13 protein-coding genes are annotated in these 15,403 nt (G+C 50.4%); 10 read left to right on the top strand and 3 right to left on the bottom strand.

Features of this window, described 5'->3' with window-relative positions:
- Positions 1 to 121: 121 nt before the first annotated feature.
- A complete protein-coding gene (locus BV494_RS11920) occupies positions 122 to 700 on the bottom strand; it encodes a lipoprotein (RefSeq protein ID WP_104923070.1) in 579 nt (192 codons plus the stop codon).
- Positions 701 to 1,036: 336 nt separating this feature from the next.
- Between BV494_RS11920 and bolA the strand changes: the two genes are divergently transcribed.
- The 9 genes from bolA to BV494_RS11870 all read left to right on the top strand — a co-directional run bounded on the left by bolA (position 1,037) and on the right by BV494_RS11870 (position 11,753).
- Positions 1,037 to 1,351, top strand: coding sequence for a transcriptional regulator BolA (gene bolA, locus BV494_RS11915; RefSeq protein WP_104923069.1), 315 nt, complete (start codon positions 1,037 to 1,039; stop codon positions 1,349 to 1,351).
- Between the two features lie 450 nt (positions 1,352 to 1,801).
- Positions 1,802 to 3,106 (top strand): trigger factor, encoded by a 1,305-nt coding sequence (tig, locus tag BV494_RS11905; protein ID WP_104923068.1) that lies wholly within the window; start codon positions 1,802 to 1,804, stop codon positions 3,104 to 3,106.
- 417 nt (positions 3,107 to 3,523) lie between these two features.
- Positions 3,524 to 4,147: an ATP-dependent Clp endopeptidase proteolytic subunit ClpP gene (gene clpP, locus BV494_RS11900; protein WP_104923067.1), complete on the top strand. Its 624-nt coding sequence runs from the start codon at positions 3,524 to 3,526 to the stop codon at positions 4,145 to 4,147.
- A gap of 205 nt (positions 4,148 to 4,352) precedes the next feature.
- On the top strand, positions 4,353 to 5,627 hold the full coding sequence (gene clpX / locus BV494_RS11895; protein ID WP_104923066.1) for an ATP-dependent protease ATP-binding subunit ClpX: 1,275 nt from the start codon (positions 4,353 to 4,355) through the stop codon (positions 5,625 to 5,627).
- A gap of 191 nt (positions 5,628 to 5,818) precedes the next feature.
- Positions 5,819 to 8,173 (top strand): endopeptidase La, encoded by a 2,355-nt coding sequence (gene lon, locus BV494_RS11890; protein ID WP_104923065.1) that lies wholly within the window; start codon positions 5,819 to 5,821, stop codon positions 8,171 to 8,173.
- A 216-nt stretch (positions 8,174 to 8,389) separates the two neighbouring features.
- Positions 8,390 to 8,665 carry a nucleoid-associated protein HU-beta gene (gene hupB, locus BV494_RS11885; RefSeq protein WP_013576637.1) on the top strand — a complete coding sequence of 92 codons (276 nt, stop codon included), beginning with the start codon at positions 8,390 to 8,392 and terminating at the stop codon, positions 8,663 to 8,665.
- Between the two features lie 165 nt (positions 8,666 to 8,830).
- The gene (gene ppiD, locus BV494_RS11880) at positions 8,831 to 10,711 is read left to right on the top strand and encodes a peptidylprolyl isomerase (protein WP_104923064.1); all 1,881 of its coding nucleotides are present in this window, start codon (positions 8,831 to 8,833) and stop codon (positions 10,709 to 10,711) included.
- Positions 10,712 to 10,849: 138 nt separating this feature from the next.
- Positions 10,850 to 11,233 carry a ComEA family DNA-binding protein gene (locus tag BV494_RS11875; protein ID WP_104923063.1) on the top strand — a complete coding sequence of 128 codons (384 nt, stop codon included), beginning with the start codon at positions 10,850 to 10,852 and terminating at the stop codon, positions 11,231 to 11,233.
- A 118-nt stretch (positions 11,234 to 11,351) separates the two neighbouring features.
- Positions 11,352 to 11,753, top strand: a complete 402-nt coding sequence (locus BV494_RS11870) for a YbgC/FadM family acyl-CoA thioesterase (RefSeq protein WP_104923062.1) — start codon at positions 11,352 to 11,354, stop codon at positions 11,751 to 11,753.
- 73 nt (positions 11,754 to 11,826) lie between these two features.
- Here the strand turns inward: BV494_RS11870 and queC are convergent, their stop codons facing one another.
- Positions 11,827 to 12,525, bottom strand: coding sequence for a 7-cyano-7-deazaguanine synthase QueC (gene queC, locus BV494_RS11865; protein ID WP_104923061.1), 699 nt, complete (start codon positions 12,523 to 12,525; stop codon positions 11,827 to 11,829).
- Between the two features lie 97 nt (positions 12,526 to 12,622).
- Positions 12,623 to 14,335, bottom strand: coding sequence for an SgrR family transcriptional regulator (locus BV494_RS11860; RefSeq protein ID WP_104923060.1), 1,713 nt, complete (start codon positions 14,333 to 14,335; stop codon positions 12,623 to 12,625).
- A gap of 192 nt (positions 14,336 to 14,527) precedes the next feature.
- Here BV494_RS11860 and cof point away from each other — a divergent pair, with 192 nt between their 5' ends.
- Positions 14,528 to 15,349: an HMP-PP phosphatase gene (cof, locus tag BV494_RS11855; RefSeq protein ID WP_104923059.1), complete on the top strand. Its 822-nt coding sequence runs from the start codon at positions 14,528 to 14,530 to the stop codon at positions 15,347 to 15,349.
- Positions 15,350 to 15,403 lie beyond the last annotated feature (54 nt).

The following is a 15,403-nucleotide window of genomic DNA, read 5'->3' as shown; positions in this document are numbered from 1 at the left end:
AGAGAGTGACGCAGGGGCATAATAAAGGAAGCGGGGAGAATAAAGGAAGGATTGCTTGTTCTGAAAAGCATTCTGCCCGGACAGGCCGGGCAGAATGGGTCACGCGGATTTCAGCCGGGGCTTATCGTGCGTTAGCCTTGATGAAGTCGCTGATGCTGGTGTCGGCGGCCATGTCGCTGATGACATCACCCAGCGTGGTGTTAACCGCATTGGTGATCTTAGCGTTGGTCGCGGAAAGTGCGCCCTGAACATTATACGTTGAGCGGTAGTTCTTCACCTGTTTGCTGCCGTTTTTCGCTGTAGCGATGATAGAGATATCGGCTTTGGTGGTGATGTTGTAACGCAGGTTTCCTTCCTGCACATCTGCATACAGCTTATTGACGACTATCTGCAGATCCACGGCACCGTCAGCACCGACCATGTAACCCCGTGCGGTCATTTGTTTTTCCAGTGACTCCTGCAACAGGAAACGCAGATCGCGCGAAGGTGTCAGGGAAATCAGCTGGCCGTCACGGTTAACTTTGGCAAGCGCCTGATCCTGGCGCTGGTCAGCCCCGTTGATGCTGATAGTAATGCCCTGAAGCGTTGGATCTTGTGAAGGCAGAACAATTTTCGGGGAAACATCCAGCGTGTTAGTGCTGGTGGCGCATCCGGCCAGCATGAACAGTGCCAGCACAGGGAAAATGATTTTTTTTAACATGTGTGTTTTCTCAACATTAATAAAGGAGTCGTGCTCAAAATTTTGCCGACATCATAACATCGCCATTTGCGGGTGGAAGTCCCAACACTCTGTAAAAATGGATATTTAGCGTTTTTTTTCAGCAAGTATGCTGTATCACCAACTCCTGCGTAGCGAAGCCGCGTTTTCTTTGACAGACTGAGCGCCTTTTTTATCAATCAACAGCATAAATTTTTTAATGTGATTAACGTAGACGCTCTAAAGCAGCCTATTATTTAAAGGTAGAGAGTGTTAAGCAGACAGGTCTACAGACAGGCCAGGCGCAGTTCTCGGCAGATGTGGTGTGAGGAGATTGCTATGATTCGTGAGCAAATAGAAGCAAAATTAGCTGAGGCATTCGACCCTGCGTTTCTGGAAGTGACTGACGAAAGCTATCGTCATAATGTACCGGCAGGCTCAGAAAGCCATTTCAAAGTCGTGATGGTGTCCGACAAATTCGTCGGCGAACGCTTCCTGGCACGTCATCGTGCTATCTACGGGAAATTAACAGAAGAGATGGCAGGCAGTGTGCATGCTTTGGCATTACACACCTACACCCTTAAAGAATGGGAAGGTTTGCAGGATACTGTTCCTGCCTCACCTCCTTGCCGCGGCGCAGGCACAATGGCCTGATACGGGCGATCTGATTCACAAATGGCACAAATATCGGCATTTGATACGGTAAAACTGGAACTTTCCTTAGCAGATGCGGTATTAGTAGTGGCGAATTTCAAGAAACGGCCTGCGGGCCGTTTTTGTTTTTCCAATGACTGACAGGCAGACGACAAGGGGTTTACGCCTTTGCATCGACCGCATTTTTCGAAGGATCGAGTCCCGTGTGAGTTTCCCTCCCGCGCGTAGAGATACCGTCCTCGACTCAGTGCGCATGCGTCGCTATAATGTCGCGTCTAATTTTTCCGGAATGGTTTCGGACGCTCTCGAATACAGGGCTACGTTCTGATAACAGAACTGTCCCGGTTCTTAGAAGTCGTTTTCAAGGTAAGTTTGCGCAATTGTGCTTCTCATCTTGAGAACGACTTCTGGAGTTGACCGAGCACTGTGATTTTTTTTTGAGGTAACAAGATGCAAGTTTCTGTTGAAACCACTCAAGGCCTTGGGCGCCGCGTAACGATTACTGTTCCTGCTGAAAGCATTGAAAAAGCAGTGAGCAGTGAACTGATCAACGTCTCTAAAAAAGTACGTATTGACGGCTTCCGTAAAGGCAAAGTACCAAGCCACATCATCGAGCAGCGTTATGGCGCATCAGTACGTCAGGACGTACTGGGTGATGTGATGCAACGCAATTTCGTTGATGCGATCATCAAAGAAAAAATCAATCCAGCTGGCGCACCTAACTACATCCCAGGTGAGTACAAGCAGGGTGAAGCCTTCACTTTCTCCGTAGAATTTGAAGTCTACCCGGAAGTTGAGCTGAAAGATCTGGAAAACATCGAAGTTGAAAAACCTGTTGTTGAAGTTAACGACGCTGATGTTGATACCATGCTGGAAACTCTGCGTAAGCAACAAGCTGACTGGAAAGAAACTGACGCTGCAGCCACTGCTGAAGACCGCGTTACCGTTGATTTCTCCGGTTCTATCGACGGTGAAGAATTCGAAGGCGGCAAAGCCTCTGATTTCGTACTGGCTATGGGCCAGGGCCGCATGATCCCAGGCTTCGAAGACGGTCTGGTCGGTCACAAAGCCGGTGAAGAATTCACCATCGACGTAAACTTCCCGGAAGATTACCACGCTGAAAATCTGAAAGGTAAAGCGGCTAAGTTCGCCATTACCCTGAAGAAAGTTGAAGAGCGTGAGCTGCCAGAACTGACGCCAGAATTCATCAAACGTTTCGGCGTGGCTGATGGTTCTGTTGAAGGTCTGCGTGCTGAAGTGCGTAAAAACATGGAACGCGAACTGAAAGGTGCTGTACGTAACCGCATCAAAACTCAGGCAATCGACGGTCTGGTCAGCGCTAACGAAATCGACGTGCCATCTGCACTGATCGACGGCGAAGTTGACGTTCTGCGTCGCCAGGCTGCACAGCGTTTTGGTGGCAACGAAAAACAAGCGCTGGAACTGCCACGCGAGTTGTTCGAAGAGCAAGCTAAGCGCCGCGTTGTTGTCGGTCTGCTGTTGGGTGAAGTCATCAGCCAGCACGAACTGAAAGCTGACGAAGACCGCGTTAAAGCGCTGATCGAAGAAATGGCTTCTGCGTACGAAGATCCACAGGAAGTTGTTGAGTTCTACAGCAAAAATAAAGAGCTGATGAACAACATGCGTAATGTCGCGCTGGAAGAACAAGCGGTCGAAACTCTGTTGTCTAAAGCGAAAGTGACTGAAAAAGCCACTACCTTTACTGAACTGATGAACCAGACTCAACCTGCATAATCTGATTGCACGTTGCTGAACCTGTTTACAGGTTCGACACTGAAGCCCGCAGTTTTTACTGCGGGCTTTTTATTTCCTGAAAATCAGATATTTTTGTTTTTGACTGTTGTTTTTGCACTATATTTATCAATATAGGGCACAGCTCACGTAGACCTGTTCATTCCATTTCACCAATATGGCCTTTCATCCACCCCGTCGGGGTGAAAGAGAAAAGAAATTTTCCGTCAGGCTTGAAAAAAGGGCGTAAATCCCCCAATTGATAATGACGAACCCAGGTAAATTTGCAGTTAAAATCTGACTGATAACGACCGTCAGACGTGTAAATGGCGACTTGGCCGCTTGAGCATAGTCATGTGTGCCTATCTCAAGTAGAATCGGTTTTAAATAGCGCCAAACAGAATCTATTAGGAGACGGTTATGTCATACAGTGGTGAAAGAGAGCAATTTGCACCAAACATGGCGTTGGTACCCATGGTGGTTGAGCAAACTTCACGGGGCGAGCGTTCATACGATATCTTCTCCCGTCTGCTCAAGGAACGTATCATCTTCCTGACCGGCCAGGTTGAAGACCATATGGCTAACCTGATTGTTGCCCAGATGCTGTTCCTGGAAGCAGAAAGTCCGGAAAAAGACATTTATCTTTATATCAACTCACCGGGCGGCGTAATTACGGCGGGTATGTCGATTTACGACACCATGCAGTTTATCAAACCAGACGTCAGCACCATTTGTATGGGCCAGGCCTGTTCAATGGGCGCGTTCCTGTTGACTGCCGGTGCTGAAGGCAAGCGTTTCTGCCTGCCAAACTCCCGTGTGATGATTCACCAGCCGTTGGGTGGTTTCCAGGGCCAGGCGACAGATATCGAGATCCACGCGAAAGAAATTCTGAAAGTGAAATCCCGCATGAATGAGCTGATGGCGAAACATACGGGCAAATCTCTCGAAGAAATAGAGCGTGACACTGAACGAGATCGTTTCCTGTCTGCTAATGAGGCTGTAGAGTACGGGTTAGTCGATTCTGTATTTACCCATCGCGCCTGATGGCTTAGTTCTGCCGGGCTGATGGTCTATAGTTATACTCATACGGATGTCTCAGGGGCAGCGTTGAAGATCTAAACGAACGTTGCCCACTTTGAGTGATAACGGGAACGAACAGACATCAGCCAATCATGCGGCTGTTGTGTAATAGGGTCGTGCCGTGGTGTTTACTACGCTGCGGGACTGATATTAAAGAAGAGGTTTACTGATGACAGATAAGCGCAAAGACGGTTCAGGAAAGCTGCTGTACTGCTCTTTTTGCGGCAAAAGCCAGCATGAAGTTCGTAAGCTGATTGCCGGGCCGTCAGTGTATATCTGCGATGAGTGTGTCGACTTATGTAACGACATTATTCGCGAAGAGATCAAAGAAGTCGCGCCACACCGTGAACGCAGTGCATTACCGACACCGCATGAAATTCGTCAGCATCTTGACGATTATGTTATCGGTCAGGAACCTGCGAAGAAAGTGCTGGCAGTGGCAGTTTATAACCACTACAAGCGCCTGCGTAATGGCGATACCAGCAATGGTATCGAATTAGGCAAGAGCAACATTCTGCTGATCGGGCCGACGGGTAGCGGTAAAACGCTGCTGGCTGAAACTCTGGCGCGTTTCCTGGATGTGCCATTTACCATGGCCGATGCCACCACGCTGACCGAAGCCGGTTATGTGGGTGAAGACGTCGAAAACATCATCCAGAAACTGCTGCAGAAATGTGATTACGACGTACAGAAAGCGCAACGCGGTATTGTTTATATTGATGAAATCGATAAGATTTCCCGCAAGTCTGACAACCCATCGATCACACGTGACGTGTCCGGTGAAGGTGTTCAGCAGGCGCTGCTGAAACTGATTGAAGGGACTGTGGCTGCCGTACCTCCGCAAGGCGGGCGCAAACACCCTCAGCAGGAATTCCTGCAAGTTGATACTTCGAAAATTCTGTTTATCTGTGGCGGCGCGTTTGCCGGTCTCGATAAAGTGATTGGTCAGCGTATCAATACCAATACCGGTATCGGTTTTGGTGCAGAAGTGAAAGGCAAAGAGCAGAAAGCAACAGAAGGTCAGTTGCTGGCGCAGGCGGAACCGGAAGATTTGATCAAATTTGGTCTGATCCCTGAGTTCATTGGTCGTCTGCCTGTCGTTGCAACACTGAGCGAACTGAATGAAGAAGCTCTGATTCAAATTCTGAAAGAGCCGAAAAATGCACTGACTAAGCAATATCAGGCATTGTTCAATCTGGAAGGCGTTGAACTGGAATTCCGTGATGAAGCGCTGGTGGCGATTGCGAAGAAAGCCATGAACCGTAAAACCGGTGCCCGTGGTCTGCGTTCAATCGTCGAAGCCGCATTGCTGGATACGATGTATGATCTGCCATCGCTCGACGATGTGGAGAAAGTGGTGATTGATGAGTCCGTGATTGCGGGCCAGTCAGAACCTCTGATGATTTATGGCAAACCAGAAGCACAGCAGGCATCTGGCGAATAATTAGCCAATCTATCCAGAGAGTTAGCCACGAAATGGGGGATTTAGTCCCCCATTTTTTTTTCGCACATTCTTATCGTTGAATGTCGGACATTCATCCCCATATACTCAGTTAACGACTTGCTGAAACCCGTCTGACTCGTGTTTCACGAGATTTCCTTAACCTGGCGGAAGCTAAACTAAGAGAGAGCTCTATGAACCCTGAGCGTTCTGAACGCATAGAAATCCCCGTATTGCCTCTGCGCGATGTGGTGGTTTATCCGCACATGGTGATCCCGTTGTTTGTTGGCAGGGAAAAATCGATTCGGTGCCTCGAAGCCGCGATGGATCACGACAAAAAAATCATGCTGGTGGCGCAGAAAGAAGCGTCAACCGATGAGCCGGGCGTTAACGATCTCTTCTCCGTGGGTACGGTTGCCTCAATATTACAAATGCTGAAGCTCCCGGACGGCACTGTAAAAGTGCTGGTGGAAGGGTTACAACGCGCGCGCATTACCACGCTTTCTGACAGTGGCGAGCATTTTGCTGCCCAGGCGGAATACCTTGAATCGCCGGCCGTGGATGAACGCGAGCAGGAAGTTCTGGTCCGCACAGCGATTAATCAGTTTGAAGGTTATATCAAACTGAATAAAAAGATCCCGCCGGAAGTGCTGACATCGCTTAACAGCATCGAAGATGCCGCACGTCTGGCTGACACCATCGCTGCCCATATGCCGCTGAAACTCGCTGACAAACAATCCGTGCTGGAAATGTTTGATATCACCGAGCGTCTGGAATATCTGATGGCGATGATGGAATCGGAAATCGACCTGTTGCAGGTTGAGAAACGCATTCGTAATCGTGTCAAAAAACAGATGGAAAAAAGTCAGCGCGAGTACTATCTGAATGAGCAAATGAAAGCGATTCAGAAAGAACTTGGCGAAATGGACGACACGCCTGATGAACATGAGGCGTTGAAACGCAAAATCGAAGCGGCGAAAATGCCGAAAGAAGCGCGTGAAAAAACCGAAGCTGAGCTGCAAAAGCTGAAAATGATGTCACCGATGTCCGCCGAAGCCACTGTAGTGCGTGGTTATATCGACTGGATGCTTCAGGTGCCATGGAACGCCCGCAGCAAAGTGAAAAAAGATTTGCTTAAAGCCCAGGAAGTTCTGGATACCGATCACTTTGGCCTCGAACGTGTCAAAGACCGTATTCTTGAATACCTTGCGGTGCAGACGCGCGTCAGCAAAATCAAAGGGCCAATCCTGTGTCTGGTTGGGCCTCCGGGTGTGGGTAAAACCTCACTGGGCCAGTCCATCGCGCGTGCGACGGGCCGTCAGTATGTGCGTATGGCGCTGGGTGGTGTACGTGATGAAGCGGAAATCCGCGGTCACCGTCGTACCTACATCGGTTCTATGCCGGGCAAACTGATTCAAAAAATGGCGAAAGTGGGGGTAAAAAACCCGCTGTTCCTGCTGGATGAAATCGACAAGATGTCATCTGACATGCGCGGCGACCCGGCTTCAGCGTTGCTGGAGGTGCTGGATCCTGAACAGAACGTGGCGTTCAACGATCACTATCTGGAAGTCGATTATGACCTGTCAGACGTGATGTTTGTGGCGACCTCGAACTCGATGAATATTCCTGCACCGTTGCTGGATCGTATGGAAGTGATCCGTCTTTCGGGTTATACCGAAGACGAAAAACTGAACATCGCCAAACAACATCTGTTGCCGAAACAGCTTGAACGTAATGCGCTCAAGAAGAATGAACTGACCGTTGATGACAGCGCGATTATCGGCATCATCCGTTTCTATACCCGTGAAGCGGGTGTACGTAGTTTAGAACGTGAGTTGTCTAAACTTTGCCGAAAAGCGGTCAAACAATTGCTGATGGATAAAAACCTCAAGCACATTGAAATCAACGGCGACAACCTGAAAGATTTCCTCGGCGTGCAGAAGGTCGATTACGGCCGTGCTGATACCGAAAACCGTGTGGGCCAGGTCACCGGCCTGGCGTGGACCGAAGTGGGCGGCGAGCTGCTGACCATCGAAACGGCCTGCGTACCCGGTAAAGGAAAGCTGACTTACACCGGCTCTCTGGGTGAAGTCATGCAGGAATCTATTCAGGCTGCGCTGACCGTTGTGCGTGCACGTGCGGACAAACTGGGCATCAACCCTGACTTCTACGAAAAACGTGATATTCACGTTCACGTACCTGAAGGGGCCACGCCAAAAGATGGTCCAAGTGCCGGTATCGCGATGTGTACCGCGCTGGTGTCTTGTCTGACCGGCAACCCGGTACGTGCGGATGTCGCAATGACCGGTGAGATCACTTTACGTGGTCTGGTTCTGCCGATCGGCGGTTTAAAAGAAAAACTGCTGGCAGCGCATCGTGGCGGCATCAAAGTGGTTCTGATCCCAGATGACAACAAACGTGATCTGGAAGAAATTCCGGCGAACGTGCTGGCAGATCTTGAGATCCACCCGGTTAAACGCATTGACGATGTTCTGAACATCGCACTGCAAAATCCAGCTTATGGCGCATTACCGGTTGCAGCAAAATAGTGACCTCGACTTACACAGTTGAATAAAACACAGGCTGGCAGGTGAAATCTCACTTGCCAGCTTTTTTTTGTGCCGTTAAGTTAGTCAGCTGTCAGAAGGTTTCAGGCTGCTTTCAGTCGCTTGCATAGCCCTGACAAGATTGATATAACAGCAGCGCGGTCACGTCCGTAGGGAAAATGCGCCGTGATGATCGAATTTTAAGAGGGGATGAAAAGAGTGAATAAGTCACAATTGATCGACAAAATTGCTGCCGGTGCTGATATTTCTAAAGCCGCAGCGGGACGTGTTTTGGATGCTGTTCTTGCATCTGTCACTGACACCCTGAAAGCTGGGGATGAAGTCGCTCTGGTTGGTTTCGGTACTTTCTCAGTGCGTGAACGTTCAGCACGTACCGGCCGTAACCCGCAGACCGGTAAAGAAATCAGTATTGCAGCAGCTAAAGTGCCTGGCTTCCGTGCAGGTAAAGCGCTGAAAGATGCCGTTAACGGTTAATTACCCGCTGACTGACGTCGAAACTGTGTGAGGTGCATCACTGATGCTTTTTCATTCAGGTCTGGTTGTTAAACAATAACCTGACGTCATCGGGCTGGTAAGGTAAGATACAAGGCGCATCGAAAACGGTGCGCTTTTTTTATTACAGCGGAGTGTTGCCTCACTATGATGGACAATTTACGCGCGGCTTCCAATAACGTCGTGCTCAAAATCATTCTGGCCCTGATTATTCTGTCCTTTATTTTGACAGGGGTGGGCAACTACCTGGTCGGCGGTTCAGGCGACTATGCAGCGAAAGTGAATGGTCAGGAAATCGGGCGTGCTCAGTTAGAGCAGGCGGTGCAAAATCAGCGCAACCGGTTACAACAACAGCTCGGCGATCAGTTCTCTGCGCTGGCTGGCAGCGAAGGTTATATGCAGCAGTTGCGTCAGGAATCCCTGAGCAACCTGATTGACGTCACCTTGCTGGAACAGTATTCCAAAAAATTAGGTTTTACCGTCAGCGATCAGCAGATCAAAGACGCGATTTTTGTGACCCCGCAATTCCAGACTGATGGCCGTTTCGATAACGCTAAATATCTGCAAAGCATCCAGAGCATGGGGTACACCGCGGATAATTTTGCACTGCTGATGAAACGTCAGCTGATCAGCCAGCAACTCGAACAAGCCTTCGGTGAATCTGATTTTATTCTGCCAGCAGAAAGCAAATCGCTGGGTGAGCTGATCCTGCAAAGCCGCGATGTACAAACGGCAACGCTGGACACGGACGCACTGGCGGCGAAGCAGCAGGTGACTGACGCTGAATTACAGGCTTTCTACGATCAGAACAAAAACAGCTTTATTTCCCCTGAGCAGGTGAAGATCAGCTACATCGAAATGGATGCAGCGGCGATGCAGGGTAAAATGGATGTGACTGACGCGGATATCAGCGCCTATTACGACCAGCATAAAAGCGAATTCGGCCAACCGGAGCGCCGTCGTTACAGCGTTATCGTCCTGAAAACTCAGGCTGATGCGGACGCAGTTGCAGCAGAACTGGCTAAAGGTACCGATTTCGCTCAACTGGCAAAAACCAAATCCACCGATGCACTGAGTGCAAAACAAGGTGGTGATTTGGGCTGGATGGAGCCTGAAACTACTCTGCCAGAATTTAAGAGCGCGAATCTGACCAGCAAAGGTCAGGTGTCTGGCGTAATCAAAGCTGACAGCGGTTTCTTCATCCTGCGCCTTGACGACGTCACACCTGAGCAGGTGAAGCCACTGGCTGACGTGCGTAAGACAATTACCGATAAGCTGAAGCAGGAAAAATCACTGGATGCTTACTACGCGCTGCAACAAAAAGTCAGCGAAGCAGCGACCAATGATAACGAATCTTTAGCTTCTGCTGAGCAGGTTGCAGGAACGAAAGCCGTCCACACTGACTGGTTCACTCAGAATCAAATCCCGGCAGGTATTAATTTCAAACCTGTCGTGCAGGCGATTTTTGAAGGCGGTCTGATTGGTCAGGACGGTTCTCCGGGCAGCAACTCTGACATTATCACCGTAGACGGCGATCGTGCCTTTGTGGTGCGTGTCGATGCGCATAAAGCCGAAGGAGTTAAATCGTTCGCTGATGTGAAAGATCAGGTGACTGCGCTGCTTAAACGCCAGAAAGCACAAGATCAGGCGCGTGTTGACGGTGAAAAACTGCTGACCGCTCTGAAAGAAGGTAAAGGCGATGACGCGATGAAAGCCGCCGGTCTGAGCTTTGGCGCAGTACAGAAAGTACAGCGCAGCCAGCAACCCTCTGCGTTCGAAGAAAACGTCTACGCATTACCACATCCACAGAAAGACCAGCCGGTTTATGGTCTGTCTCAGGATGCCAAAGGTAACAGCGTTCTGGTCAAACTGACCGGCGTGACACCGGGTGTTGTTCCTGAAGCCGATGTCGCACGTTTCACGCAGGAGATGCAACAGACTTCCGCAAATGTGACCTTTGATGCGCTGCTGACAAATCTGCGTCAGGAAGCAAAAATCAAATACGGTTCAGCCGCACAAAACCAGTAAACGCCGCAAAGATTTGCAACGCGTTGCAACAAACAAAGGCCGCTTTCGCGGCCTTTTCCATATTTGAAAGTTGCCCATTGTTCGCCGTTTCGCCCTGGTGCACTCTCTCCGTGCTGTCAAACACATGGAGGATACAGCATGAAAAAATTAGGCATTACTTCACTTTCGTTTGCACTGGCTCTGGGGCTTTCTACTTTACCGGTGATGTTGCAGGCGGCACCGAATGCCACCAGCAGCGTAGCGACGACCACCACTGCGCCTGTAACGGCAGCGGGAAAAGTCTCAGGCCCGCAGGTGAAAAAGGAACAGGTGGCGGTCACAGATGAAAGTACCGTCAACATCAATACAGGCACAGCGGAAGAGTTTGCCAAAGTGATGAATGGTGTAGGGATGAAAAAGGCGCAGGCTATTATCAGCTACCGCGAAGAACTCGGGCAATTCACCGACGTCGAGCAACTGCGCGAAGTGCCGGGGATCGGTGCTGCACTGTTCGAACGTAACAAGGACCGTCTGAAACTGTGACGGATGTCGCGGCGGCAATTCCCCAACGGTTGCCGCCGTTTTCTTCTGCTAATCTCTAAAGACATCAGACCAGTTTGGTTGTATGCCTCAGGCGATTATCAGGAGTTTTTTAACCACTATGCATACGTTTATTAAAGTTCGCGGTTTTCACATCGACGTTTACCAGCACGTTAACAACGCGCGTTATCTTGAATTTCTTGAGACGGCACGCTGGGAGTGGCTGGATACCCAGTCCGGTTTCCAGTGGATGAGCGAAAACAAAATCGCTTTCATCGTGGTGAATATCAACATCAATTACCGCAAACCGGCAGTGCTCGGCGACGTTCTGCGTATCGACAGCAGCCTGCAGCAACTCAACGGGCGAAGCGGAGTTCTCGAACAAGTGGTGACCTGTGAAGGTGAAGTGGTGGCAGATGCCACACTGACGTTTGTGTGCATCGATCTGCGTACACAAAAAGCGTTGCCGCTGGAAGGTGAGTTACTGGAAAGATTACGCGAGCTGGAACTGGAGAACGACTGATTTAAAGCTGCAAAGTTAAAACAAAAACGGGCAGCGTTGATGCCGCCCGTCATGCAACTCTGCCGTCAGATCGTTAACGCAGACCGGTTTTCTTTTTCAGGCTGGCGGTAACACCGTCTTTATCCAACTTGAACTGTTGCAGGCCGTTGGCACGTAAATGGCAGGCGGCACATTCGCCACAACCGTCACCCGCAATACCGTTGTAGCAGGTCAGCGTCTGATGACGCACCAAATCCAGTTGCTGATAATAATCTGCCAGCGCCCAGGTTTCAGCCTTGTTGAGCCACATCAGCGGCGTTTCGAAACGCACGTCGCGCGCCAGACCCAGCGACACCGCCGTATTCAGCGCTTTCACAAACTCGTCACGACAATCCGGATAACCGGAGAAGTCAGTTTCACACACGCCGGTAATCACGGCTTCTGCCTGGATCTGATAGGCATATATTGCTGCCAGTGTCAGGAACAAAATATTACGGCCGGGAACGAAAGTGCTCGGCAGGCCGCCGTCATTTTCATCGCCAAAGTTCGGAACGGGGATGTTATCGCGCGTCAGGCTGCTGACCGCCAGTTCATTGAGTAAGCCAACATCCAGCACTTTGTGCGCACGGGCACCCAATTCAACGGACAGCTTTTGTGCAATCTCAATTTCGGCACGATGGCGCTGGCCGTAATCAAACGTGACGCAGTGAACTTCGTCATACTGCTTCAATGCCTGAATCAGACAGGTTGTTGAGTCTTGTCCGCCGCTGAAAACCACCACTGCTCTTTTCATTCTGTTTACCTGTGTTACGAAACCGACTGCGACTAGCGCAGAAAAATTGGGTTAATGGTACTTTTCTTTAACGTCAGAGTGTAGCGAAACAGCTCCATCACGCGTTTTCCGATAACAACGGTGGCGGAACCCAGGCCTGACAAAAATCAAACCAGCCCCATGCTGTGAGCTGGACTCCGCTGATCCGTGGCGGCGCGCTGACCTGATACTGATAATTGAACAAAGGCGTCACGATCCCGTTTTGCATCCACTGATAAAAATGATCGCTCAGTTCATCGGCGCGGCGGTTTTCGTGCGGGATTTGCTGAATGTGGATAAGACGCTGTTGCTGCCTGCGCAAATCATCTTTCCGTAAAATTTCCGGCCAGAGGGGATCTTGCTGTAACCAGTTTTCCAGAGTGGCTTCAGGGGATTCACCGATCAGACGATCACCGAGCAGTAAATCGGCAGCTTTAAGCTTTTCGACGTCTTCCCACAAACGCCCCTCGTGATAAACAATCTCCAGCGTACAGCCCTCATCGGCCAGTTTTTGCTGCAAAGCCTGAGCGACCAGTTCAAATTCCACCGGCGGATGAAACAGGAGTCTGAGTTTTTCCGGCAGGCGAACGTCGGTATCGTCATGCAAAGGAATAGGCCAGCCGGGTAGCATTTCTTTGCTGGCTTTCACCAGATCATGATCAATTGGCAGATTATCCAGCATGCCGCTGCGCTGGATCAGCCGGACAATTTTCCGAGCCTGCGCTTCATTGAGAACGCCCCTTCGAAGATTGGTGGCGATATAACAAAACCCCAGACTGGTGCTGCGCCTGACCGGTTTGACTCGCGACAGTTCTTCCTCTTCGCCCAGAATGATCCTCACCGGATGCTGGCAGCTCACATTATTTTTTTGCGCGAATAGCTGCGGCGTGATCCAAAATTCAATCGCGGCGAGATAAGGGTGTTGCAGGGTGTAAAGCGTATGTTGTTCCAGCCTGACCAGTTCGGGGGAAAAATGCGTCAGCCGGAACGGACCCGCGCCGATATGCGGATTTTCAGGATGCGAAAGCAGGCAACTGAGATCGGCAAACCGGTGCGCGAGCCAGTAATCGGGGGTATCGAGATCAAATTGCAGACATTGTGCGTGTGGCTGAGATATTTGGATCACCGAAGCCAGATTATGTTTCCCTCGCGCTGAATGGCGTAATTGCTCGAAACGCGTCAGCAGTTGCGCTGTTTTTAGCGGCTCTCCGTTGTGCCAGAAAAGCTGACTGCGCAGAAAAAACTGCCAGGTTTTGCCGTCATGACTGATTTGCCAGTGATGGGCAAGATCAGGCTGCGGCGTCGGATTTCCGGGAACAAAATGCGTCAGACCTGCATGAATAGTATGCGCCAGATGTTGCTCTGCGCGGCCGGTCAGCGTTAACGGGTCAAGTAACTGGAGAGGGCGGTAATACGGTATTCGCAGTGTCGGCGCATCTTCCTGCCATTGACCGCCAAGATGCGGTGCGAGCAGGGTATTCAGGTGCGTGGGATCCAACTGACTGAGCTGCAAAGCCGCCGAATGTTCACCGTTTTTGAGTAACTCCTGCAGATAAGCCCCGCGTAGGTCCTCGGGAGATTTCAGACAGCGCAACGACGCGCGTTTCCCCCGGCCAGACTGAGACTGCCAGTTTATCCAGCCAGCATCCTTAAAATGGCTCAGCAAAGTGCGCGTGTGGCGTTCACTGCAACAGAAGATTTCTGCCAGTTCTGCCACAGTGAGAAAAACAGGTTCCTGCCCGGTTTTCACGTACAGGCGCTGGTATTGATTAAGCCGGTTTTGCAATCGCATCGGAAATACGGAACCTTATTTTTCTGGATTGAGTTTCACTTCAGCATATCGCAGACTTTTGCCGCTGGCGCGGGGCTGAAAACCAAAGTGTGAACTAAACCCGGAAGAGTATTCATAAACTGTTCACTATTACTTCCGTAAATCGCAGTCCATACTTTGAACGTGAAAATCATTCCCGCTCAGAGAGGAAATATGTACCGTTTAGCTGCATTCGATATGGATGGCACACTTCTTTTACCCGACCATACCCTGGGCGAGAAAACGCTGGCAACGCTACGCCAGCTGGCAGAAAAACCCCTGCGGCTCACCTTTGCCACCGGACGCCATTATCTTGAAATGAAAGATATTCTGGCCAATATCGGGATGGAAGGTTTTCTGATCACCGGTAACGGCACCCGCATTCACGACTTGTCAGGGCATTTGCTTCACGCCAGCGATTTACCGGCAGATTGCGCGCATGAACTGCTGCATACCGCCTGGGATACACCGGCGAGTCAGCATGTTTTTCGTGATGATGGCTGGTTTACCGCTCTGGACGATCCCGATTTACTGATCCCGCATCAGTTCAGCGGTTTCCGTTATCATTTACAGGATCTACGTACATTGCCCGATTCCGGCAACAGCAAAGTGTGTTTCTGCGCACCGCATGAAACCTTGCTGAATCTGGTTCCGCAGCTCAAAGCGCATTTCGGCGCACGTTTAGACCTGTGTTTTTCCGCGCATGATTGTCTGGATGTGCAGCCTGCGGGCTGTAACAAAGGCAGCGCGCTGGCTCTTCTGACGGCAGGGCTGGGGATCACAATGTCTGAATGCATGGCCTTTGGTGATGCGATGAATGACAGGGAAATGCTGGAAGGCGTCGGAATGGGGTTGATCATGGGCAACGCGTTACCTGTGCTGAAAGAACAATCTCCGCATCTGCAAGTTATCGGGCATTGCCGGAATCAGGCGGTGTCCCACTTTTTGCAACACTGGCTGCACACACCAAACCTCACCTATTCCCCCGAATATTAAGGTTTTGCAGCGGCCGGGATTATCTGTCCCGGCTTTTTTCCTTCATACTTCAAG

The sequence above is a fragment of the Rahnella sikkimica genome (assembly GCF_002951615.1).
Taxonomy (GTDB): domain Bacteria; phylum Pseudomonadota; class Gammaproteobacteria; order Enterobacterales; family Enterobacteriaceae; genus Rahnella; species Rahnella sikkimica.
Note: the sequence above shows the minus strand (reverse complement) of the source record. Positions and strands in the feature narration are given on the sequence as shown.